Source organism: Acidovorax sp. (assembly GCF_046339755.1).
In the GTDB taxonomy this organism is placed as follows: domain Bacteria; phylum Pseudomonadota; class Gammaproteobacteria; order Burkholderiales; family Burkholderiaceae_C; genus Acidovorax.
Map to the genome: position 1 here is coordinate 18,581 of NZ_JBKDTZ010000111.1, position 22,043 is coordinate 40,623.

Annotated in this window: 17 protein-coding genes; 10 read left to right on the forward strand and 7 right to left on the reverse strand. The window is 68.8% G+C overall.

Features of this window, described 5'->3' with window-relative positions:
• Nucleotides 1-4: 4 nt before the first annotated feature.
• The 3 genes from ACK59X_RS08790 to ACK59X_RS08800 all read left to right on the forward strand — a co-directional run bounded on the left by ACK59X_RS08790 (nt 5) and on the right by ACK59X_RS08800 (nt 3,479).
• Nucleotides 5-2,182 carry a TonB-dependent receptor gene (locus tag ACK59X_RS08790; protein WP_409956562.1) on the forward strand — a complete coding sequence of 726 codons (2,178 nt, stop codon included), beginning with the start codon at nt 5-7 and terminating at the stop codon, nt 2,180-2,182.
• 81 nt (nt 2,183-2,263) lie between these two features.
• Nucleotides 2,264-2,479 carry a hypothetical protein gene (locus ACK59X_RS08795; RefSeq protein WP_409956564.1) on the forward strand — a complete coding sequence of 72 codons (216 nt, stop codon included), beginning with the start codon at nt 2,264-2,266 and terminating at the stop codon, nt 2,477-2,479.
• Between the two features lie 10 nt (nt 2,480-2,489).
• Nucleotides 2,490-3,479, forward strand: coding sequence for an SDR family oxidoreductase (locus tag ACK59X_RS08800; RefSeq protein WP_409956566.1), 990 nt, complete (start codon nt 2,490-2,492; stop codon nt 3,477-3,479).
• 12 nt (nt 3,480-3,491) lie between these two features.
• On the opposite strand, the gene ACK59X_RS08805 is transcribed toward ACK59X_RS08800, so the two are convergent.
• The 4 genes from ACK59X_RS08805 to msrB form a co-directional block, all read right to left on the reverse strand.
• Nucleotides 3,492-4,472 (reverse strand): Bug family tripartite tricarboxylate transporter substrate binding protein, encoded by a 981-nt coding sequence (locus tag ACK59X_RS08805; RefSeq protein ID WP_409956568.1) that lies wholly within the window; start codon nt 4,470-4,472, stop codon nt 3,492-3,494.
• 130 nt (nt 4,473-4,602) lie between these two features.
• A complete protein-coding gene (msrA, locus tag ACK59X_RS08810) occupies nt 4,603-5,331 on the reverse strand; it encodes a peptide-methionine (S)-S-oxide reductase MsrA (RefSeq protein WP_409956570.1) in 729 nt (242 codons plus the stop codon).
• 57 nt (nt 5,332-5,388) lie between these two features.
• Nucleotides 5,389-7,170, reverse strand: a complete 1,782-nt coding sequence (locus tag ACK59X_RS08815; protein WP_409956572.1) for a cytochrome c biogenesis protein DipZ — start codon at nt 7,168-7,170, stop codon at nt 5,389-5,391.
• Nucleotides 7,171-7,183: 13 nt separating this feature from the next.
• Entirely contained in the window at nt 7,184-7,687 is a 504-nt protein-coding gene (gene msrB / locus ACK59X_RS08820; RefSeq protein WP_409956574.1) for a peptide-methionine (R)-S-oxide reductase MsrB, read from the reverse strand.
• A gap of 143 nt (nt 7,688-7,830) precedes the next feature.
• Here msrB and ACK59X_RS08825 point away from each other — a divergent pair, with 143 nt between their 5' ends.
• From ACK59X_RS08825 to ACK59X_RS08850, 6 genes are all read left to right on the forward strand, one after another.
• Nucleotides 7,831-8,550 (forward strand): response regulator transcription factor, encoded by a 720-nt coding sequence (locus ACK59X_RS08825; protein ID WP_409956576.1) that lies wholly within the window; start codon nt 7,831-7,833, stop codon nt 8,548-8,550.
• The gene (locus ACK59X_RS08830; RefSeq protein WP_409956578.1) at nt 8,547-10,046 is read left to right on the forward strand and encodes an ATP-binding protein; all 1,500 of its coding nucleotides are present in this window, start codon (nt 8,547-8,549) and stop codon (nt 10,044-10,046) included. Before ACK59X_RS08825 ends, ACK59X_RS08830 begins: the two co-directional genes overlap by 4 nt.
• A 160-nt stretch (nt 10,047-10,206) precedes the next feature.
• Entirely contained in the window at nt 10,207-13,593 is a 3,387-nt protein-coding gene (locus ACK59X_RS08835) for an EAL domain-containing protein (protein ID WP_409956580.1), read from the forward strand.
• 207 nt (nt 13,594-13,800) lie between these two features.
• Nucleotides 13,801-14,985: a DUF3182 family protein gene (locus ACK59X_RS08840; RefSeq protein ID WP_409956582.1), complete on the forward strand. Its 1,185-nt coding sequence runs from the start codon at nt 13,801-13,803 to the stop codon at nt 14,983-14,985.
• Nucleotides 14,969-15,721, forward strand: coding sequence for an alpha/beta hydrolase family protein (locus ACK59X_RS08845; RefSeq protein WP_409956584.1), 753 nt, complete (start codon nt 14,969-14,971; stop codon nt 15,719-15,721). Before ACK59X_RS08840 ends, ACK59X_RS08845 begins: the two co-directional genes overlap by 17 nt.
• 548 nt (nt 15,722-16,269) lie before the next feature.
• The gene (locus tag ACK59X_RS08850; protein WP_409956586.1) at nt 16,270-16,782 is read left to right on the forward strand and encodes a hypothetical protein; all 513 of its coding nucleotides are present in this window, start codon (nt 16,270-16,272) and stop codon (nt 16,780-16,782) included.
• 18 nt (nt 16,783-16,800) lie between these two features.
• On the opposite strand, the gene ACK59X_RS08855 is transcribed toward ACK59X_RS08850, so the two are convergent.
• Nucleotides 16,801-17,760: a LysR substrate-binding domain-containing protein gene (locus tag ACK59X_RS08855; RefSeq protein WP_409956588.1), complete on the reverse strand. Its 960-nt coding sequence runs from the start codon at nt 17,758-17,760 to the stop codon at nt 16,801-16,803.
• 84 nt (nt 17,761-17,844) lie between these two features.
• Between ACK59X_RS08855 and ACK59X_RS08860 the strand changes: the two genes are divergently transcribed.
• The gene (locus ACK59X_RS08860) at nt 17,845-18,135 is read left to right on the forward strand and encodes a DUF2917 domain-containing protein (RefSeq protein WP_409956590.1); all 291 of its coding nucleotides are present in this window, start codon (nt 17,845-17,847) and stop codon (nt 18,133-18,135) included.
• A 7-nt stretch (nt 18,136-18,142) separates the two neighbouring features.
• Here ACK59X_RS08860 and glgA read toward each other — a convergent pair whose 3' ends face one another.
• Both glgA and treY read right to left on the reverse strand, forming a co-directional pair.
• Entirely contained in the window at nt 18,143-19,639 is a 1,497-nt protein-coding gene (gene glgA / locus ACK59X_RS08865; RefSeq protein ID WP_409956592.1) for a glycogen synthase GlgA, read from the reverse strand.
• The coding region (treY, locus tag ACK59X_RS08870; protein WP_409956593.1) for a malto-oligosyltrehalose synthase at nt 19,636-22,043 on the reverse strand (2,408 nt) is incomplete at its 5' end. The genes treY and glgA, both read right to left, overlap by 4 nt.

Sequence of the window (22,043 nt, forward strand, 5' to 3'; positions counted from 1 at the left end):
CACCATGACTTCATTCAAGCGCAGCGCAGTGGCGCTGGCGGCAACTGCCGCCATGCAGGGCGCACTCGCGCAGGCCGTCGAAGCCGAACTGCCGGCCATCAACATCCAGGCCGGGCAAGACCGCGACAGCCTGCAGCTGGACAACAAGAGCAGCAGCGCCTCGCGCCTGGGCATCACCTTGCGCGAAACGCCGGCCTCGGTGGAAATCCTCTCACAGGACCTGATGCAGGAGCGCGGCGCCCGCACCCTGAGCGAGGCGCTGCGCAGCACCGCCGGCATGGCCGGCGGCGGCCCGCCATCGTCGCCCACCACGCTGTCGCTGCGCGGCTTCACCAACGTGCTCTACCTGTACGACGGGGTGCGCATGTCGGGCGCGGGCGTCACCAACCGGGTCGAGGACACCTGGAACTACGAGCGCATCGAGGTGCTCAAGGGCCCGGCCTCGGTGTTGCAGGGCGACAGTGCCATCGGCGGCATCGTCAACTTCCAGACCAAACGGCCCGACCGCAACAACCCCGGGCGCGAGGCCCTGCTGTCCTACGGCAGTTACGGCTCCACGCGCGCCGCCGTGGGCCTGGGCGGTGCCGTGGGCGAAACCGGGGCCTACCGGATCGACTACAGCCGCAATGACACGCGCGTGGGCACCATCGCGCGCAACAGCGAAAAGCTGGAACACCTGACCACGGGCCTGTCGTTCGACCTGGCGCGCGCGACCCGGCTCGACCTGTCCTTCGACTATTCCCGCGACGAAGGCCACGCCTATTGGGGCACGCCGCTGATCCCGGGCAGCCTGTCCACCCGGCCGACCAGCGTGGTCAGCACGCCCGATGGCCGGGTGATCGACCGGCGCATCGCGCAGAACAACTACAACATCCTGGACGACCGGAACCAGTCCGAGGCGTACTGGCTGCGCGCCCGCATCACCAGCCGCGTGACGCCCGAATGGACGCTGCGCAACGAATTCACCGCCAACAAGGTGGACCGCCTGTGGCGCAACTCCGAAAGCGCCGTGTTCAGCGCGCCAGGCTCCATCACCCGCGACCAGACCCAGATCGCTCACGACCAGCGCTACCTGGCCAACCGGCTGGATGCATCGCACGAGGGCCGTATCGGCGCTCTGGCCAACAAACTCGTCATCGGCGGCGAGTTCAGCAAGACCGATTTCGACAACACACGGCGCTTCTCCAACGGCTCGGCCACCACCAACGCCAGCTTGCGCGTGCCCCTGTTCGATCCGGCCGTGGGCACCTACAACGACGACCCGGCGCTCATGGCCGGCGGCGGCAACCGCACCAACTTCACGTCGGACGTGCACAGCACCTCCGTTTTTGCCGAAGACGCGCTCAAGCTGACCAAGGCCTGGACCCTGGTCGGCGGCCTGCGCCACGACCGGGTGGACGTGGACCGCAGCGTGACCGACCTGAACCTGGGCAGCTTCAGCGCCTTTGGCACGAAGTACACGGCCAACTCCGTGCGCCTGGGCACGGTATACGACCTGTCTTCGGAATCGTCGGTCTACGCGCAGTACACCAATGCCACCATCCCCGTGGGCTCGCTGTTCCTGCTGTCGGCCGGCAATGCGGCCTTTCCGCAATCCCGGGGCAAGCAATTCGAAGCGGGCTTCAAGCAGAGTGCGGGCGAGGTGGAATGGACGGCCGCGGCCTACCACATCAGCCTGGACAATGTGCTCTCGCGCGACGCCAACAACGCCAACCTCACGGTGAACAACGGCAGCCAATCCTCGCGCGGAGTGGAGTTGTCCGCCGCGTGGCGTGCCACGAAGCAGCTCACCCTGTCGGGCAATGTGGCGGCACTCGACGCACGCTTCGACTCGCTGGTGGAGGCGGGCGGCGTCTCGCGCGTGGGCAACACCCCGCCCAACGTGCCCGAGCGCGTGGCCAACCTGTTCGCCAACTACCGATTCAGGGACCTGCCGCTGGACCTGTTCCTCAGCGTCAACCACACCGGCCCCATGTACACCGACAACGCCAACCAGATCCGCATCAACGGCCACACCACGGCCGACATCGCGGCCAGCTACCGCATCAAGCCGGCCCTGCTGACCCTGCGCGTGCGCAACCTCACGGACAAGCTCTATGCCAGCTATGCCGGGCGGGCCACCAGCCAGGTGCTGCTGGCACCGGGGCGCACCTTCGAACTCTCGGCCAAATTTGACTTCTGAATGACGCCATCCTGCGGCAATGGCTGACAGGCGGGGACTTGCGGGCTGGCAAGAATGGGTCTATTGCCCCAGGAGTAGCCCATGCGCATCACCCCGCTTCCCAAAGCCGAAGTCGACAAGGCCGAACGCAAGGTCGACAACATCCTCGAAGACCTGGAAGAAGAAACCAATTCCGAGGTCAAGGACATCGACCTGGAGGACGTGGTCGAGATCGACCCTGCCACGGGCCAGCCCGACGTGCACAAGACGGTCGACATCACCGTGCAGCCCAAGCCTCAGCGCAAGTGGCTGAAGTAGGGAAGAGGCCATGAAAAAATCGGCCCCCGAACAGACCGCCAGAAAGCACAAGCGCATCCAGGCCGAGCAGGATGCCAAGGACGCTTCCAAAAAGAAGAAGCCTGCCGCCAAGAAGAAGGCCGTGGCCCCAGGTCCTGGCCGGGCCGAGCCGGGCACGCCCTTGCCCGCCCAGCCACTGGCCAAGCCGGGCATCGAGGCGCGCATGTCCCTGCCGCCGCGCTTCGAGGCGCCCCACTACCGGGGCAGCGGCAAGCTCGAAGGCCTGTCGGCGCTCATCACGGGCGGCGACTCGGGCATCGGCCGGGCGGTGGCCGTGCTGTTTGCCCGCGAAGGCGCCGACGTGGCCATCGCCTACCTCAACGAGCACGAGGATGCCCGGCGCACCTGCGAGCTGGTGCAGGCCGAGGGCCGGCGCTGCATCGCCATCTCGGGCGCCGTGAAAAGCGCACGCTTTTGCGCCAGCGCCGTGAAGCGCACCGTCAAGGCCTTCGGCAAGCTCAATCTGCTGGTGAACAATGCGGCCTTCCAGGAGCATGCCAGCGCGCTGGAAGACCTGAGCGAAGAGCGCTTCGACGAGACCTTCCGGACCAATATCTACGGCTACTTCCACATGGCCAAGGCGGCGCTGCCGCACCTCGGGCGGGGTGACGCCATCATCAACACCGGCTCGGTTACCGGCCTGCGCGGCAGCAAGGAGCTGCTGGATTACTCGGCCACCAAGGGCGCCATCCACGCCTTCACCAAGGCCCTGGCGCACAACCTGGCCGAACGGGGCATCCGCGTGAACGCCGTGGCCCCCGGCCCGGTATGGACGCCGCTCAACCCGGCCGACAAGACCCCTGGGGACATCGCCCAGTTCGGCGCCAGCACGCACCTGGGGCGGCCTGCGCAACCCGAGGAGATATCGCCGGCCTATGTGTTCCTGGCCGCGCCGTGCTGTTCAAGCTACATCACCGGCATCGTGCTGCCCATCACAGGCAATGCGGGTGACGGAGGCTGATGCAGGCTGCGCTCAGTTGCGGATGCTTGCGAATTCCACGACCCGCCTGAACTTCTGGATTTCTGCTTGAAGGAAGGGCGCGAAATCCGTGCCGTCCATCATGGTCAGGCCCGCTGCTTCCAGCGTCTTTCGCAGTTCGGGGTCCCGGAGCAGTTGCTGCAGGTTCTCGCGCAGCCTGGTGGTGGTGGCGGGCGGCAGCTTGCCAGGGCCCAGCAGACCGAACCACACCCCCGCATCCACCCCCTTGAAGCGTGCATTCTCCGCCAGGGCCTGGATCTGGGGCGCCGCCGCTGAGCGCTCCAGCTTCGTCACTCCAATGGCCTTGAGCTTACCGTCCTTGATGTGGGGCAGGGCGCTGGAAAGCACCATCACCGCGAAGTCCACGTCGCCGCTGTCCAGGTGGGCGAGCATGGCGCCGGCGCCGCGCGAGGGCACATGCACCATGCGCACCCCGGACTGCTGCCGGATGGTCTCACCCGCCAGGTGCAGCGGCGTGCCCATGCCCGACGAGGCGTAGCGCATGGCGTCGGGGGATTGCGCAGTGGCGAGCAGGAACTCGTCGATGCTGGCCACAGGCGTCTTCTTGCTGGCCACGAGAACCAGGGGCTGGCTGCCGATGAGGCCGAGGGGGGTGGAGTCCTTAAGCGGGTTGTAGCCGTCGCGCCGGCGGCTCACCAGGTGGTTGATGCCCACCTCGGCCGGCGAGCCCAGCAGCAGGGTGTGCCCGTCCGGGTCGGCCAGGGCTACCCGGGCCGCGGCCAGGGCGCCACTGGTGCCAGGAATGTTCTCCACGTTCACCGGCTGTCCGAGCCGGCGCGACAGGCCGGGCGCTATGGCCCGCGCCACCAGGTCCACGCTGCCGCCTGCGGGGTAGCCCACCACCAGGGTGATGGCCTTCCAAGGATAGTCCTGCGCCCAGGCGGCCATGCTGGACAGGGCCAGCACATGCACTGAAACAACGGTACGGACCGTCTTCAAAATCATCGTGTCCATGGGGCATCCTTGAGAGGTGATTTGGATTACCCATGGTTACATCCGGCGCGAGGCATAGCGTGCCTCTTCGGCACCAGTTGGTGCCGAATGGGATTCTAAGGGCCGCGCAGGCGACTGTGCCACAACCCACCTATGCCGCGCGCTTGACCAGCACCGGCTCGGCCCGGTAGCGTGCGGCGAACAGCCGCTTGAGATGCGCGACCTTGGGCAGGTCGTTGATCACGATATAGGGGTGGCGCGGGTTCTCGGTCAGGAAATCCTGGTGGTAGGCCTCGGCGGGAAAGAAGCTGGGGTTGCTCTCCACGCGCGTCACGATGGGCCTGGGGTAAACCTTGAGCGCATCGAGCTGGGCAATGTAGGCGCGAGCCACCTTGTCCTGCTCGGGGCTGGCCGCGAAGATGGCCGAGCGGTACTGCGGGCCCGTGTCCGGCCCCTGGCGGTTGAGTTGGGTCGGGTCGTGCACCACCGAAAAGAAGATCTGCAGCAGGGCGCCGTAGCTCACCTGCGCGGGGTCGTAGCTCACTTCCACCGACTCGGCATGGGCCGTGCGCCCGCTGCTCACCTGGTTGTAGCTGGCCGTGGCGGCCGAGCCGCCGCTGTAGCCCGACACGGCCTTTTGCACCCCCTTGACATGCTGGAACACCCCCTGCACGCCCCAGAAGCAGCCGCCGGCGAAGATGGCCTTCTCCAGCCTGGCGCTCCCCGCAGGCACATCCTGCGCGGGCGGCGGGATCACCACGGCGTCTTCGGCCGAGTGGGCCAAATTCTGGAAGAGCAGGGCGCCGCTGGCCAGCGTGGCGCCGCCGGCGAGAAACTGCAGCAGGCTGCGCCGGCGGGGAGAGGACGGGGTCGTTGTCATGGTGAAGGCCTTGGTGGGAAGGTGGAGGGAGTGTGGTGCGCAGATGCGCGGCGTGGCTCAGCCAAACGTAAAGGCATAGGCGTCGACAGGGGCATCCAGGAACTCGATGCTGAAGGTGCGCTCGCGGATGTCCCCGCTCTGGCGCACCAGCTGGTACAGGCGCTGCCCGGTCACCGTGCCCGTGCCATCGGCGGCCACGTCCAGGCCGTGGGCAGTGCCAGGGGGCTGGCCATCGACCGTGACCTTGAAGCGCACCGGCGTGCCGCCCGCGCCCGGCCCCAGCACCATGTGCACGTCGCGGGCCTGGAAGCGGTAGACGATGCGGCCGCTGCCGCCGGAGAGCGTGGCGCGCTCGGCACCCACCGTCCACTGGCCGGCCAGGCCCCAGGCATTGAGCGCCGGGTTCGACGGGGCGGTGTAGGTGGCAGCGCGGTCGCGCACCGCAGGCTCGGCCGAGGCGAAATTCTCGGCCCGTTCATAGTCCAGGTAGGTCTCGTGCGAGCGCACCGCCTTCATGTCGGCCGGCTGGTGCACGCCCGAGGCGGCCACCTGGGCCAGCCCGTTCTGTACCGGGGCGGCCGTGCCAGCCTCGCGCAGCAGTTGCTGGATGGCGCGCTCCGACTCGGCATAGCTGCCCTCGCCGAAATGGTGGTAGCGCATGCGGCCCTGTGCGTCGATCAGGTAGTGCGCGGGCCAGTAGCGGTTCTGGAAGGCACGCCAGATGGCGTAGTTGTTGTCGATGGCCACCGGGTAGGTGATGCCCAGGTCGCGCACGGCCTTGCCCACGTTGGCGGCATCGCGCTCGAAGGCGAACTCGGGCGCGTGCACGCCCACCACCACCAGGCCCTGGTCCTTGTACTTCTCGGCCCAGGCCTTGACATAGGGCATGGCGCGCAGGCAGTTGATGCACGAATAGGTCCAGAAGTCCACCAGCACCACCTTGCCGCGCAGGCCGGCAGTGGTGAGGGGCGGCGAGTTGAGCCACTGCACGGCCCCGTCGAGCGAGGGCACCTCGCCCTGGTCCGCAAGCCGCTCGGTACCGCCGTGCCCCGCAGAACCGGCCGCCATCATCATCATCGACGGGTTGCCGCTCATCGCCATGGCCCCGCCCTGGGGCTGGCCGCCGAGCCGGTCCACCAGGGCCTGCTCGATGCCGCCGGTGGATGCCGTGGAAAGCCGCGCCAGCACGCCCGTGTCCAGCCCCAGCGCGATCGCGGCGACGCCGGCCAGCATGGCAGCCCCCAGGCCGCGGCGCACCCACTCGCCCACGCCCAGCGAGCGCTTGAGCGCGGAGAACACCCGCCCGCCCAGCAACAGGGCGGCGGCCATCGAAGTGGCCGCACCGGCGGCATAGGCCAGCAGCAGCAGGCTGGTGCCCACGCTGGCGCCCTGCAACGCGGCTCCTGTCAGGATCAGGCCCAGCACCGGCCCGGCGCAGGGTGCCCACAACAGGCCGGTGGCCACACCCAGCAGCAGCGAGGCACCGGGGCGCGGCCTGCCATCGCCCTGCGCCGTCTGCGACAGGCGGTCACCAGCGGCGACCAGGGGGCGCGCCATGCGCTCGGCAAGGCCGGGCCACAGCAGCGCCAAACCGAACACCGCCACCAGCACCAGTGCGGCCCAGCGGCCGTACTGGTTGGCGGCCACCACCCAGCCGCCGCCCACGGCAGCGAGCGTGGCCACGGCCGCAAAGGTCAGCGCCATGCCTGCCAGCAGCGGCAGGCCGCTGCGCACGAAGGGCTGGCTGGCGCGCGAGAAGACAAAGGGCAGCACGGGCAGGATGCAGGGGCTGAGGATGGTGAGCACACCGCCCAGGTAGGCCAGAAGGATGAGCAGCATGGCAGGTCTCTCCTCAGGCCGCGCCGGGCGTGAACTGGAGCGACAGGCCGTTCATGCAGTAGCGCAGGCCGGTGGGCTGGGGCCCGTCGTTGAACACATGGCCCAGGTGGCCGCCGCAGCGGCGGCAGTGCACCTCCGTGCGTGCCATGCCGAAGGTCCGGTCCGTGCGGGTGGCCACGGCCTTGTCCAGCGGCTTCCAGAAGCTGGGCCAGCCGGTGCCGCTGTCGAACTTGGTGCTGGACGAGAACAGTGGCAGCGCACAGCCCGCGCAGGCGAAGGTGCCGGGGCGGTGCTCCTTGTTGAGCGGGCTGCTGCCCGGGCGCTCGGTGCTCTCCTGGCGCAGCACCGCGTACTGCTGGGGCGTGAGTTTGGCGCGCCACTGGGCATCGGTGAGGGTGAATTCGAAGACTTCGCTGCCGCCGGCGGCGGCCGGGGCCTGGCGGTGCGAGAACACGGCAGCCAGGGCCAAGGCGCTGGCGCTGCCGGTGAACAGGAGTTGGCGGCGGGTGGTGGGCATGGTGTCCTCGGTCGGTAGGGATGGCACGGAGCTTAGGTTCGCTCCCATCGCGAAGTCTTCACGCAAACTTCAAAAAATCGTGATAACTCGGCACGCGGCGATTGCGCACAATGCAGGCCATCCCTTGCTCACCTGCTTTTTCCATGTCCATACCTCCCTCCAAACGCGTCCTGCTTGTCGAAGACGATGCCCACATCGCCGACCTGCTGACCATGCACCTGCGTGACGAAGGCCTGCAGGTCGTGCACTGCGCGCGGGGTGACGACGGCCTGGAGCAGCTCACGCGCGGTGGTGACTGGGACGCGCTGGTGCTGGACCTGATGCTGCCCGGCGTGGATGGCCTGGAAATCTGCCGCCGCGCCCGCGCCATGCAGCGCTACGTGCCCATCATCATCATCAGCGCCCGTGCCAGCGAGGTGCATCGCATCCTGGGCCTGGAAGTCGGTGCCGACGACTACCTGCCCAAGCCGTTCTCGGTGCTGGAACTGGTGGCCCGCGTGCGGGCCCTGCTGCGCCGGGCCGAGGCCATGGCGCAGAACGCGCGCCAGGAGGCGGGCAGCCTGTCGGTGGCCGGCCTGGCCATGGACCCGGTGGCGCGCGAGGCCCGCCTGGCCGGCCAGCGGCTGGACCTCACGCCGCGCGAGTTCGACCTGCTGTACTTCTTCGCGCGCCAGCCGGGCAAGGTGTTCTCGCGCATGGACCTGCTCAATGCCGTCTGGGGCTACCAGCACGAGGGCTACGAGCACACGGTCAACACCCACATCAACCGCCTGCGCGCCAAGATCGAGGCCGACCCGGCCCAGCCCGCGCGCATCCTCACCGTCTGGGGCCGGGGCTACAAATTCGCTGGGGAGGCACCATGAAGCTCACCCTGACCCAGCGGCTGTCGCTGGTGTTCGCCGTGCTGCTGCTGGTGTGCAGCGGCACCTCGGCCTGGATGCAGGTGCGCTCCAACCGCATGCACGAGCTCGAGGTGGTGCAAGGCCTTTCGCGCGACCTGGCCGCCAGCATCGCCCGCGACGCCCAGCTCACCGATGCCGACGGCCTCATGCCCGGCGCGGTACGCAGGCTGTTCAACCAGCTCATGGTGGTCAACCCCAGCGTGGAGGTCTATCTGCTCGGGCCCGATGGCGCCATTGCCGGCCATGCCGCACCCGAAGGCCGGCTGCGCCGCGACCGGGTGGACCTGGCCCCCGTGCGCCGCCTCATCGAAGGGGCGCCGCTGCCCATCCTGGGGGACGACCCGCGCAGCCAGGACGGGCGCAAGGTCTTCAGCGCCGCGCCGCTGCGCGTGCATGGGCGCGATGTGGGCTTCATCTACGTGGTGCTCTTGGGCGAGGCGCACGACGCGGTGGCCGCGCAGGGCTCCACCAACGCCGTGCTCACCACGGCGCTGTGGTCCATCGCCATGGTGGCGCTGCTGTGCCTGGCGGCCGGGCTCACGGCCTTCACGCTCATCACCCGGCCGCTGCGCCGTCTGACAGAGACCGTGCGCGGCTTCGACATGAGCGGCGCACCGGTGCCCCTGCCCGCGCCTGCGCTGCAGGAGCCGGTACCGCCGGGCAGCCGCGACGAGATCGCGGTGCTGGATGGCGCCTACCGCCAGATGGTGGCGCGCATCGGCGAGCAATGGCAGGCCCTGAGCCGCCAGGACCAGGAGCGGCGCGAGCTGATCGCCAACGTCTCGCACGACCTGCGCACGCCCCTGTCCTCGCTGCACGGCTACCTGGAGACCCTGCTGGTGAAGGACGCCACCCTGCAGCCGGCCGAACGCCAGCGCTACCTGGGCATCGCGCTGGACCAGAGCCGCAAGGTAGGCGCGCTGGCGCAGAGCCTGTTCGAGCTGGCACGGCTCGAATACGGCTTTGTCCAGCCGGAGGCCGAACCCTTTGCCATGGCCGACTTGGTGCAGGATGTGTTCCAGAAATTCGAGCTGATGGCCCAGGAGCGCCAGGTGGCGCTGCAGGCGGACATCGCGCCGCAACTGCCGCCCGTGCATGCCGACCTGGGCCTCATCGAGCGGGTGCTGACGAACCTGCTGGACAACGCTTTGCGCCATACCCCGTCCGGTGGCTCCGTGACGGTGGGGCTGGCGCGCGAGGGTGACGCCCTGGCCGTGCTGGTGCAGGACACCGGGCCCGGCATTGCGCCGGAGCTGCGCGAGGGGCTGTTCGAGCGGCCGTTTGCCGTGGGCGGAGCGCGGCGCGGCGGCGGCCTGGGGCTGCGCATTGCGCACCGCATTCTGGCGCTGCATGGCAGCCGCATCGCGCTGCTGGAAACTCCGGAGACCGGGGCTGCGTTCCGGTTCACCTTGCCCTGGGCACGTGGCGGCGCATCCGACGGGCCTGCCGACCGCTGAGGGGGCATGCCGCCAGCGGGGCTAAGAGTTTTCACCTAGGCGCCCCTGTAGGACAACCTCACCATGGCGGCACCCCTGCAATTTTGTGCTACCCCTTTGCCGGTATCGGGTGTAAGAATGGGTTGTCCTGGCATAACAGGATCGGCGGGGAGGACCATTGTTGCGCTCGAGCTTCGAATCGAAGGTTCTGGCTGCTTTCATCGCGGCCGCTGCGGTGGTGGCCGGCGTCACGGCGATGGGATGGAAGCTGGCCGATGACGCCGAGGAGGCGACGCGATGGGTGGCCCACACCCACCAGGTGCTGGGCAATGTGGCCCACATCCGTGCCAACACCCTGCAGATCGAGCTGAGCACGCAGACCTTCCGCATCAGCGGAGACACTGCGCACCTCACCGAGCGCGATGCTGCGGCCGAGGCCCGCGAGGCCATGCTGTCGCAACTGCGCCATCTCACCGCCGACAACCCTTTGCAGCAGGAGCGCTGGACCCTGCTGCGCCAGATGGTGGACGAGCGGCTGGCCATTTCCCGGCGGGTGGAAATGCTGCGCAAGACCCAGGGGCCGGAGGCCGCCAATGCCTATGTGGCCACGGCCCCGCTGCAGAAGACGCGCGACCGCATCCACGAACTGCTGCGCGGCATGGAATTCGAGGAAGCCTCGCTGCTGCGCGAGCGCACCGAAGCGCAACTGCGCATCCGCCGCCTGCTGCTGACTGCCAATGGCGCAGCGGTGCTGGTGCTGGCAGGACTGCTGGCGGGGGCCTATGCGCTGATCACGCGCCAGTTGCGCGAGACCCGCCAGGCCCAGCGCGCACTGGCCGACAGCGAGGAAGGCCTGGCCACCACCATGCAGTCCATCGGCGACGCCGTGCTGGCCACCGACACCGAAGGCCGCGTGACCCGCATGAACCCGGTGGCCGAGCAACTGACCGGCTGGACCTTCGAGATGGCGCGCGGCCTGCCCATCGACGTGGTGTTCCGCATCATCAACGAGATCACCCGCGAGCCGGCCGTGGTGCCCGTGGCCCAGGTGCTGGCCACCGGCGTGGTCCATGAACTGGCCAACCACACGACCCTGATCGCGCGCGATGGCACCGAGTGCCCGATTGCCGACAGTGCAGCCCCCATACGCACCAGCGCTGGCGAGGTGACGGGGGTGGTGCTGGTGTTCCGCGACGAGAGCCTGGCCCGCCAGGCCCAGCGCCTGATCGTGGACGCCAATGCGCAGCTGGAGCAGCGGGTGCAGGAGCGCACGGCGCAGCTGCGCGCCAGCGAAGACCAGCTCTACAGCGTGATCAACAGCGTACCGACGGTGCTGGCCTACGTCAACGCCGAACAGCGCTACGTCTACGTCAACGCGCACCACAAATCACTGTACGCCCCGGACCGCGACGAGGTGGCCGGGCACACGGTGCGGGAGATCATCGGCGAGGAGCGCTACGCCCATGCGCGACCGATGATCGAGCGGGTTCTGCAGGGCGAGCGCCAGAGCTATGACTGGCAGCCCTTTCCCGGCATGTGGCAGGCCATCGACTGCATACCCAAGCACGACGACGAAGGGCGCGTGCAGGGCTACTATGTGCTGGGTTCCGACATCACGGTGCGCAAGCACGCCGAGGACAAGGTGCTGGCGCTCAACGCCTCCCTGGAGGACCACGTGCTGCGGCTGGAGCACACCACCCGGGCCCTGAAGACGCTGAGCGCCGGCAACCGCACCATGCTGCGTGCCGTGGACGAGCAGGGCCTGCTGTCCAGCATGTGCGAGGCCATCGTCACGGCGGGCGGCTACGCCATGGCCGTGGTGTGGTGCCGCGCCGCGAATGGCGAGGGCCGGCTGGTGCCGGTGGCCGAGAGCGAGGCCCCCGGGGCCCCGCCCTGGCTGCGCACGCTGAATGCTCGCTGGGATGGCGGCGACGCAGCCCAGGGCCTGCCGGGTGACGCACTGCGTTCCGGGCTGGCCTGCGTGGGCCGGGGAGGGGAGCCATCCGGGCCGGATGGCCCCGTCTGGCTGGCAGGCATGCCTGCCGCAGCCTCGGTGCTCGCGTGCCCGCTGCGGGTGGAGGGCACGGTGATCGGTGTCCTGGCAATCTACAGCAGCCGCCCGAAGATCTTCGATTCCGACGAGATCACCTTCCTCGTCGAGTCGGCCGATGACCTGGCCTATGGCGTGGCCACGCTGCGCCAGCGCAGCGAGCAGGCCCGGGTGCAGGAGGCGATGCAGCAGATGCGCCGCTACGACAGCCTTACGGGTCTGCCCAACGAGGCGCACTTCACCGAGATCCTGGTGGCCGCCATCGCGGCCGGCCGGCAGTCCGGCCAGCACTTCGCGGTGCTGCAGGCCAATGTGGAGCGGCTCAGCGAGATCAACGATGCACTGGGGTTCTGCTATGGCGACCAGATCCTGCAGGGTGTCGGGGCCCGCCTGGTCAATGCCGTGCCAGCTTCGGCCACGGTGGGAAGACTGCGCGGCGACGAGTTCGCCATTTTGCTGCCGCAGTGCGATGCCGTTTCCGCGGTGGCCATGGTGCGGGCCGTGGATGCGGCGCTGGCCCAGCCGTTTCCCATCGCCGGCATTGCGATGGAAGTCTCGGTCACGGCCGGGGTCGCCCTGTTCCCCCTGCATGGCGAAACCCCCCACGACCTCTACCGGCACATGGACACGGCCGTTCACCAGGCCAAGAAGGCCGGGCTCGGGCACGTGGTGTTCGACCCGGCGCAGAGCCACCACCGCAACCAGGCGCAGCATCTGCAGATGGCCGGCGAACTGCGGCTTGCCATCGAAAACGGTGACCTGTCGCTCTACCTGCAGCCCAAGATCGAGATGGCCACGGGCCGGGTGTGCGGTGCCGAGGGCCTGGTGCGCTGGCGCCATGCGGCGCGCGGCATGCTGATGCCGGGCGAATTCATCGGACTGGCTGAACACACGGGCTTGATCAAGCCGCTGACCGAATGGGTGATCGAGGCGGGCCTCAAGCTCAACCACGGCTGGGCCGCCCGGGGCGCGGCGCTGCCGATTGCCGTGAACCTGTCCGCGCGCAACCTGCGCGACGAATCGCTGCTGCACACCATCCGCCAGTTGCAGGCCACCTGGCCCGTGGCGCCCGGACTGCTGGAACTGGAGATCACGGAAACCACCGTCATGGAAGAGCCCGAGCGTGCCCTGCGCGTGCTGCAGGCATTGCGCGACCTGGGCATCGCGCTGTACATCGACGACTTCGGCACCGGCTATTCATCGCTCAGTTACCTGCAGCAGCTGCCGGTGGAGTGCATCAAGATCGACCAGTCCTTCGTCAGCGAGATGTCGGTGAGCAAGGCCTCGGCCGTGATCGTGCGCTCCACCATCGACCTGGCGCATGACCTGGGCCGAAAGGTGGTGGCCGAGGGCATCGAGTCACTGGCGCACTGGGACCTGCTGGCGGCCCTGGGCTGCGATATCGGACAGGGCTACTTCCTGGCGCGGCCCATGCCGGCAGAAGAACTGCCGGGGTGGATCGCGGGCTTTGTCGCGCCCAGGGCGGGCGTGCAGCCCGACAACAGCGTCGTGATCTGAAAGGCCACTCCCCAGGCAATCGCCGCGCTGTAGCCCGCGTCCTACAACTTGTTGCGGCGCACAAGAAGCGCCGCGGGAACCCTTCAAAAATAGCATGGAGCCACGGTCACACCGGGCACGGGCCCCCTGACCGCACACTTTACGTGCCAGTGGCGGGTCTGCAGATTCCTTGCAGCACGCGCCCACCCACCCTGGAGGGCCCCGGCCATGACATCCCACCCATCGGAGTTTCCGCACGGCCTGGAGGCCGCCCACAATGCGCTGGCCCTGCGGCGCCCCGAAGCCCAGGAAACCGTCATGCCCTTCACCCGGGGCCTGCGTGGCCACGCCAGCACGCATGAGCAGGTCACCCGCGAGGAGCTGGTGCGCAGGCTCGCCGACATCAAGGGCTGCGCCTACAGCATCGACGAACTGCCGCAGCCCATCTGGCAGGGCCGCACCTACCTGGTGCCCAGCGATACGCTGATCGGCCTGGCCACTGCGCATGCCCTCGGGGTGCATGGGCAGGATGATTTGTTCGGCGGTGTCGTGCCGCACGCCTTCGTGGCCACCAAGGCCATCACCCATCCCCTGGTGTCTTTCGAGGCCAATGCGCCAGAAGGCTGGAATCCCGACTTCTCGCGGCTGGTCAAGCGCTCGGTGCTGCCCGGCTATGCGGCTTTTTCGCGCGCCGACGCGCTGCGCGCTGGCGAGGCGCTCTTTGCCTTGGGGCCGCTGCGCGTCAAGCCAGTAGGCGAGACGGGCGGGCGGGGGCAGACGGTGGTTGCCACCATGCAGGCCCTGGAAACCTGCCTGACCGCGCTGGGCGACAGCCTGCTGGAGCGGGCCGGGGTGGTGCTGGAGCACAACCTGACCGAGGTGGAAACGCTGAGCATCGGCCAGGTGCGGGTGGCCGGCCTGCAGGCCTCGTACTATGGACTGCAGCGCCTGACCCCCGACAACGACGGCGCCCTGGTCTACGGCGGCTCCGACCTCACGGTGGTGCGGGGCGACTTCAATGCGCTGCTGGCCTGCACACCCTCGGGCCCTCTGCACGATGCCGTGACCCAGGCACTGGCCTATGACGAGGCGGTGCGCACCTGCTACCCGGGTTTCTTCGCATCGCGCATCAACTACGACGTGGCCCAGGGGCTGAACGCGGCAGGCCAATGGTGCTCGGGCGTGCTCGAGCAGTCCTGGCGCGTGGGCGGGGCCAGCGGTGCCGAGGTGGCGGCCCTGGAGGCGTTCCACCAGGATCCGCTCCTGCGCCGGGTGCGCGCCAGCTGCGTCGAAAAATTCGGTGCCCCCCAGCCCATACCGGTTGGGGCCACCCTGTACTACCAGGGGGTCGATCCCGAGGCCGGGCCGCTGACCAAGTACACCACGCTGGAGATCCATGACCACACGGCATAGAGCCATCCGCATTCCCGTGGGCGACCGCAGCATCGCCGGCACCCTGGTCGCACCCGACGTGCTGGTGCCTGGCGTGATGCTGGTGCACGGCTGGGATGGCAGCCAGCAGCAGTACATCCAGCGCGCCCACCAGATCGCCGCCATGGGCTGCATCTGCCTGACCTTCGACCTGCGCGGCCATGCCAACGACCGGGCCGAGCGCGAGACTGTGACCCGGGAGGACAGCCTGAACGACATGCTGGCCGCCTACGACCTGCTGGTAGGCCACCCGGCGGTGGACCCTGCCTCGGTGCTGGTGGTCGGCACCAGCTACGGAGCCTACCTGGCGGCCGTGCTCAGTGCCTTGCGCCCCGTGCGCTGGATGGCACTGCGCGCGCCCGCGCTGTACAAGGACGAGGACTGGATGGTCTCCAAGATCAAGCTCAACCGCCAGGAAGTCGCCGCCTACCGCAAGAGCAGCAGCATCGAGCCGCAGAGCAACCGCGCGCTGGCGGCCAGCGCCCAATTCGAAGGCGACGTGCTGTTGGTGGAGTCCGAGCACGACGACGTGGTGCCGCGTCCGGTGCTGGAGAACTACCGTGCGGCCTTCCTGCACACGCAGTCCATGACCTACCGGGTGATCAGCGATGCCGACCACGCACTGACCCGGGCCGAGTGGAGGGACGCCTACACCAGCATCCTCGTCAATTGGGTGCAGGAAATGCTCAACGGTGCCCGCAAGAAGGCAAGGGGGTAGGCAGGCCTTCCATCCCCAATGAGAGCGATGATGGCGCAGACACCGTCCCTGGCCGCCTGAGGCCTGCCCGAAGGCACGGTGGATGCCGCCCAGAGCCGCATGCGCCATGCGCTGTAAGCGCATCGGGGTGACCCCGGCAAGGTACCTGATGCATTCAGCGCGGCCCGGTACAGCGCTGGCGGCAACGCCGCCGCCCATGCCAACCTGTGGCCGTATACCCTGGCCTGCCCTGCAAGAGAGGCCTGAGGAATATCGGCCTGCACAGTGGTCATATTGCCGGATGGATTTGGTAACCGAATATAGATGGTATTTACGATGTGAATTGCATTGCGGAGCAGGGATGGCCTGGCACACGGCGATTGTCCTACAGCCAATAATCAATGCAAGGTTCACCATGGGTGCATTGATAAATCGCCCATAGGTGCTTTCATTGCCGGTCTCGGCAAGCGCAACCCCAATGCTCCAGGCTGTGCAGGCATCTGCGGATATTCCAGGGCGAGTTCCTGAAAACCAGGATATTTACGGAGCCTACCTTCACGAGGTACCTTATGTCCCGTTCCAAATCCGCTGTATCTTCCCTGCTCGATGCCTCGGTCGTCGGTGAGGAGGATCCCGGCGCATCCCTCGAAATCCTGCGCAACGCAGCACTTCAACACAACCAGTCAAAGAGGAAAGCCCCGGCAGACTCGCCACGCCCGAGCCAGGAAACCAATCCCTACCTCACGATTAACTGCTCCAACAATGGCCGGTGCTTCACGATCCAGGTTCAATGGCAGCAGCCGCAGGCGCGCGAGTTCACCGACCTGCTGGGCCTGGTGATCGCGGAACATGCGGTGATTTCCGACGTAGCCTGGGCGCACCACAAGCAGACGGGGCAGGACCCCGTGCAGCTGGAGATCAGTGCCACCGCCAGCGGCAAAGCCGCTGTGCAGGTCAAGGCTGCCGCGGTACACGGCGGCAGCCCGGCTACTGCGCCCAAGCGCAAGGTGCTGCATGAGCCCTTCCTTGCCGCGAATGACCATGTGCCCTATGGCACAACACGGCAGCGGATGTACCGCTGAGGCAGCGTAACCGAGTGTTCAGGCTCCTGCAGGCGACAGCGCCGACTCGGCCTCCGAGCGCAGCCAGCGCGCGAAATCCTGGGCATCGGGGTTGGCGGCACCCCGTAGGCTGGGCACTACGTAGTAGCCCCGCTGGGACGCCGCACAGCTGCCGAAGGGCGTGACCAGCCGGCCGCTGGCCACCAGTTCGGCCAGCAGCGGCAGGCGGCCGATCACCACCCCCTGGCCCTGCATGGCCGCCGCCACCGCATCGGCGTACTGCGTGAAGCGCACCGTGTTCTTCATGCGCACTTCGGACACGCCCATCAGGCGCGCCCAGGGGTCCCATTCCCCCGTGAGCGGCATGTTGGCATGCGGGTCCACCGCGAGCAGGGTATGGCGCACCAGGTCCCCCGGCTGCAGCAGCGGGTTGGCCGGGTTGCGGGCCAGGCCCGGCGAGCACATGGGAACCACCCACTCCTCGAACAGGGGCTTGCCCTGGCCATCCTCGGTGGGGCAAAAGCGCACCCCCAGGTCCAGCTGGCTGCGGTCCAGGTCCAGCAGTTCCAGGGTGGCCGAGATGCGCACATCCACGTCGGGATGCCGCTCGGTGAAGCGCGCCAGCCGCGGAATCAGCCACAGCGAGGCAAAACCCGGCGTGCAGGTCAGCGCCACCTGGCGCGGCACCGGCACCGCGCGCACCCGGGCGGTGGCGTCGCGCAGGCGCTCCAGGGCGTCGACTGCGGCCCGCTGCATGATGGTGCCGGCCTCGGTCAGCACCAGGGCGCGGTGCCGGCGCTCGAAGAGCGCCACCCCCAGCCAGGCTTCCATCTGCTGGATCTGGCGGCTTACGGCCGACTGGGTGAGAAAGATCTCCTGCGCAGCCAGGGTGAAGCTCAGGTGGCGTGCCGAGGCCTCGAAGCTGCGCAGCAGGTCCAGCGGTGGCAGCTCCTCCCGCCCAATGGCCGCAGAAGCCGCTTTCACATTCTGAATTGGCATGCGAAGAATTCCAAATGACCGTTTGAGCAACAGGGACCGGCTCACTATATTCATTCCATCAGCGAATGGATAGGAGCGTTTACCATGATGATCGAACTCGCACACCGCGGCCTGCACCAGGTGCCTGATGCGGCCGGTCAGCGCATTCAGTGCCAGAGCGGCACCGTCTGGATCACGCTGGACCACGACACCCGGGATATCGTGCTGGAGCAGGGCGAGAGCTTTTCCAGCCCAGAGCACAAGAGGGCCCTGGTGTACGCCCTGGCACCAGCGCGCCTGCTCATCGAGCCGCCAACGGGTGACAAGCCGGCCGCGCGCACAACGACCTCCCTGCGCCGCGCGCTCCGTGGTACAGGCGCGCCGGTCGCCGCCTGAGGAAGGCTCAGCGCCGGCTGGCGATATCGACCACCTTGGCCTCGGCCGGTGGCGGCACCCCTTGGCCCAGCAACTGCAGGTACAACTGCTCGTAAGGGCGGGCTGCGGCAGCCCAGCCGAAGGACTGCGCCATGCCCCTGCGCTGCAGTCCGCGCCAGAGCGCGGGCTGCGCCCAGGCCTCAAGCACCCGGCTCAGCGCGCGGTCGAACTCGGCCTGGGTCGGTGCCGCCATCATGAAGCCGGTGCCCTGGTCCAGGCCGGGGCCGGCGTCGCTCACCGTATCGGCCAGGCCGCCTGTGGCCGTGACCACCGGCGGCGTGCCGTAGGCCTGGCTGTACATCTGGTTGAGCCCGCAGGGCTCGAAGCGCGAGGGCATCAGAAAGCAGTCGGCCCCGGCCTCGATCTGGTGCGCCAGCGCCTCGTCGAAACCCAGCGTGGCGTGGACCTGGCCCGGATGGGCCTCGGCCAGCGCGCGCAGTCCGGCCTCCAGCGGTGCCTCGCCCCGGCCCAGTACCACCAGTTGGGCCCCCCGCGCCAGCAGGGCAGGGGCGCCCGCCAGCACCAGGTCCACCCCCTTCTGGGAAGTGAGCCGCCCCACCAGGCCCAGCAGCGGGCCGGGCCCATCTTCCAGGCCGCAGCGCTTGCGCAGGGCGGACTTGTTCAAGGCCTTGGCCTGCAGGCGGTCCGCGCCGTAGTGGGCCGCAATCAAAGGGTCGAGCTCCGGGTTCCACACTTCGGTGTCGATGCCGTTGAGCAGCCCGTGCAGCCGGTCGGCCTGGGCGCGCAGCACCCCATCGAGCCCGAAGCCCAGGGCCGGTTGCTGGATCTCGCGCGCATAGGTCGGGCTCACCGTGGTGATGGCGTCGGCGAACTGCAAACCCGCCTTGAGCATGGACAGCTGGCCCCAGAACTCCACGCCCTCCATGCCACGGTGGGCCGGCGCGATGTCCAGCACCTCGCAGGCCTCCATGGGGAACACGCCCTGGAATGCCAGGTTGTGGATGGTGATGAGGCTGCGGGCCACGTCTTTCTGCCCGGCATCCCGCGCCTGGCGCAGGTACAGCGGCGCCAGGCCGCAGGGCCAGTCGTTGGCGTGCACGATGTCGGCGCGCCAGCCACAGGGGGTGTGCTCCGTACCGATCAGCGCGGCCACGCGGCTGAGCAGGCCGAAGCGCAGGGCCTGCTCGTGCATGGGCGTGTGGGCCGGATCGCCGTAGGGCGTGCCCGCGCTGGCATACAGGGACGGGCACGACAACAGCAGGAACGGCATGCCGTCGGGCGCCATCACCTGCAGCAACTGGGCCGCCGGCCAGGGGCCATGGGCGGGAATGGGCATGATCGCATCGAGCGTGCCATCGATGACCATGCCGCCATAGGCGGGCATGAGGATGACCACCTCATGCCCCAGCGCCTTCAGGGCCCGGGGCAGGGCGGCACTGACGTCTCCCAGCCCTCCGGTCTTGACCAGGGGAGCGCATTCGGGCGTGGCAAACAGGATTTTCATGGCGGGGTATCTTGCGCCACCAGGATGGCAAAGGGCAGGCGGGTGCTGGCCGGGCCGATATCGCCCAGCACCTCATCCAGGGAATGGTCTGGCGCATTGGCCAGTGTCTGGCCGGTCATCCAGTCACGCCAGCGGCCCGGGCGGGCCAGCGCAGGGTGGGCCGAGGCCAGCGCCATGCGCGTGCCGTTCCATCCGCGCTCGCCCAGGCCCACCAGCAAGCGCCCGCAGACGACCACGATGGCCTGGTCCCCGCCGATGCGGGCAAATGCCAGGGCATGCTCCTGCGCCGGGCCTTCCAGGGCCAGCGGCAGGTACAGCCCGTCGCGGAACAGCGCGGGCATCAGCCGGCGCAGCTGCAGCAGGCGCCAGGTGACCAGCTGCTTGGCACCCGGCGGCATGACCGGGCCGTTGCCCAGCAGGGCATGCCAGTCGGCGGGGGCCGGATACTGCCCCTCGCCCCGGTAAAGCGCCCGCAGCGGTTCCAGCGCAGCGGCGAGCGCCGGCAGGTCCGCCGGGCGCCGGTTGTCGGGGTCCACCAGCGCAAAGTTCCAGACCTCGCAGCCCTGGTAGATGTCCGGTACGCCCGGCGCGGTGAGCTTGAGCGCCAGCTGGCACAGGCTGTTGCGGAATCCGTATGGGGACACGCGCTGCACGAACGCTTCGAGCTCGGAGACAAAACGCTCCGTGGACAGTGATTTTTCGATGTAGTCGCGCACCGCGGCCTCGTAGGCCTCATTGGGGAACAGCCAGTTGCTCTCGAGCTTGGCTTCGCGCATGGCCTTTTCCTTGTAGCGCTGAATGCGCTGCACCAGGCCCTGGCGCTCCTGGGGATCGGTGGCGTGCGCCGGCCAGATGCCGACCATCGCCTGGTACAGCCCCCACAGGTCGTGGGGCAGCGGCGCCGCCCGGCCGTCGACCTCCACCTCGAAGCGCTGGCCGCAGGCCTGCAGCGCCTGCACCGTTTCCTGCCAGGCGGCGGGCATTTCGGAGAGCACGTTGAGCCGCGCGCGCACGTCCTCCGAGCGCTTGCTGTCGTGCGTGGAGGTGGCCAAAAGCTCGTGCGGCAGGTGGCGCCCGCGCTGCAGGTTGCCCTGGTGAAAGGCCGCGACCGAAATGCCGAAGCGCTGCGGCTCTGCGCCCACGTCGTTGAGCGAGACCAGCCGCACGTAGCGGTAGAACAGGGTGTCCTCGACCGACTTGGCCATCACCGGCGCAGTGAATTGCTGCCAGCGCCGCACGAAGCGCTCGCGCAGGCCAGGCTCGGGACCGGGCTCACCCTGCAGTACCGCCTGCAGGTAGGCCAGCACCCCGCCTTCGGCCGAGCCCAGGCGCCGGCGTGCGGCACTGATGGCCCAGGCGATGTGCTGGCGGTCCGCCTCGCTCGGCGGGGCGCCGCCGGGCACCACGTAGGTGCGGTACACGGGGAACTGGGCCGCCACCTCCACCAGGGCCACGCGCAGCTGGTTGCGCGTGAAGTCGCACACGGCGCGGTCGGCGCGGGTGATCCGGCTCAAGGTGTCCACCAGCCAGGCCATGTCGGAGAACAGCGCCGTCTCGATGATCAGGCGCTTGCATTCGTAAGCGGCCTCCTCGAAGGGCCGGGTGTCCCCGGTGAACGCGCCATAGATCGCGTCGAAGCGTTCCCGCGCGTCGGCCGCGATGAACAGGCCGTTGACCAGGGTGCTGAAACGGTAGCCCGTGCCACCATGCACCCGCCAGTCGGCGGGCAGGGGCTCATGGTCGGCCATGATCTTCTCGACCACCAGGTACAGCGCCTGCGGCGGTTGGCCCCGGGCCTGGCGCTGCGCGGCATGGCGCTGCTGCAGGCGCTCGAAGTACCGGGCCGGGTCGGCCAAGCCATCGGGGTGGTCGATGCGCAGGCCCGTGACCTGGCCCTCGGCCAGCCAGCGCAGAGGCAGGGCATGCACGGCCTCGAAGACCTCGGGGTCTTCCATGCGGATGGCCGCCAGGGCGTTGATGTCGAAAAAGCGCCGGTAGTTGATGTCGTCGCCCGCCACGCGCCAGTCGGCCAGCCGGTAGGCCTGGGCCTGGAGCACGGCATCGAGCGACTCGCGCCCCGCCGCGTCCGCCGTCTGCCCGTTCACACGGGCCAGGCAGGCCTGGATCCAGCCCGCCACCCAGGGGCGGGAGGCAGCCAGCTCGGCCCGCCTGCGCTGGTACAGCGGGGCGTCGCGCAGGCGGGCCGCGCGCAGCGCGGCATCCCTGCTGTCCCGGGGGGGAATCTGCCCGCAGGCGTCCACCAGCGAGGCCACTTCGGCCAGCTCCTCGGCCGGCTCCCCCGCTGGCAGGGCCACGGCGCCCAGCAGCGGGGCATAGCTGCGCCGGTCCAGCGGGACGGCGTGGTCCCAGTAGCCGACCTGCGGGCGGCCCTGGGCGGCGTCCA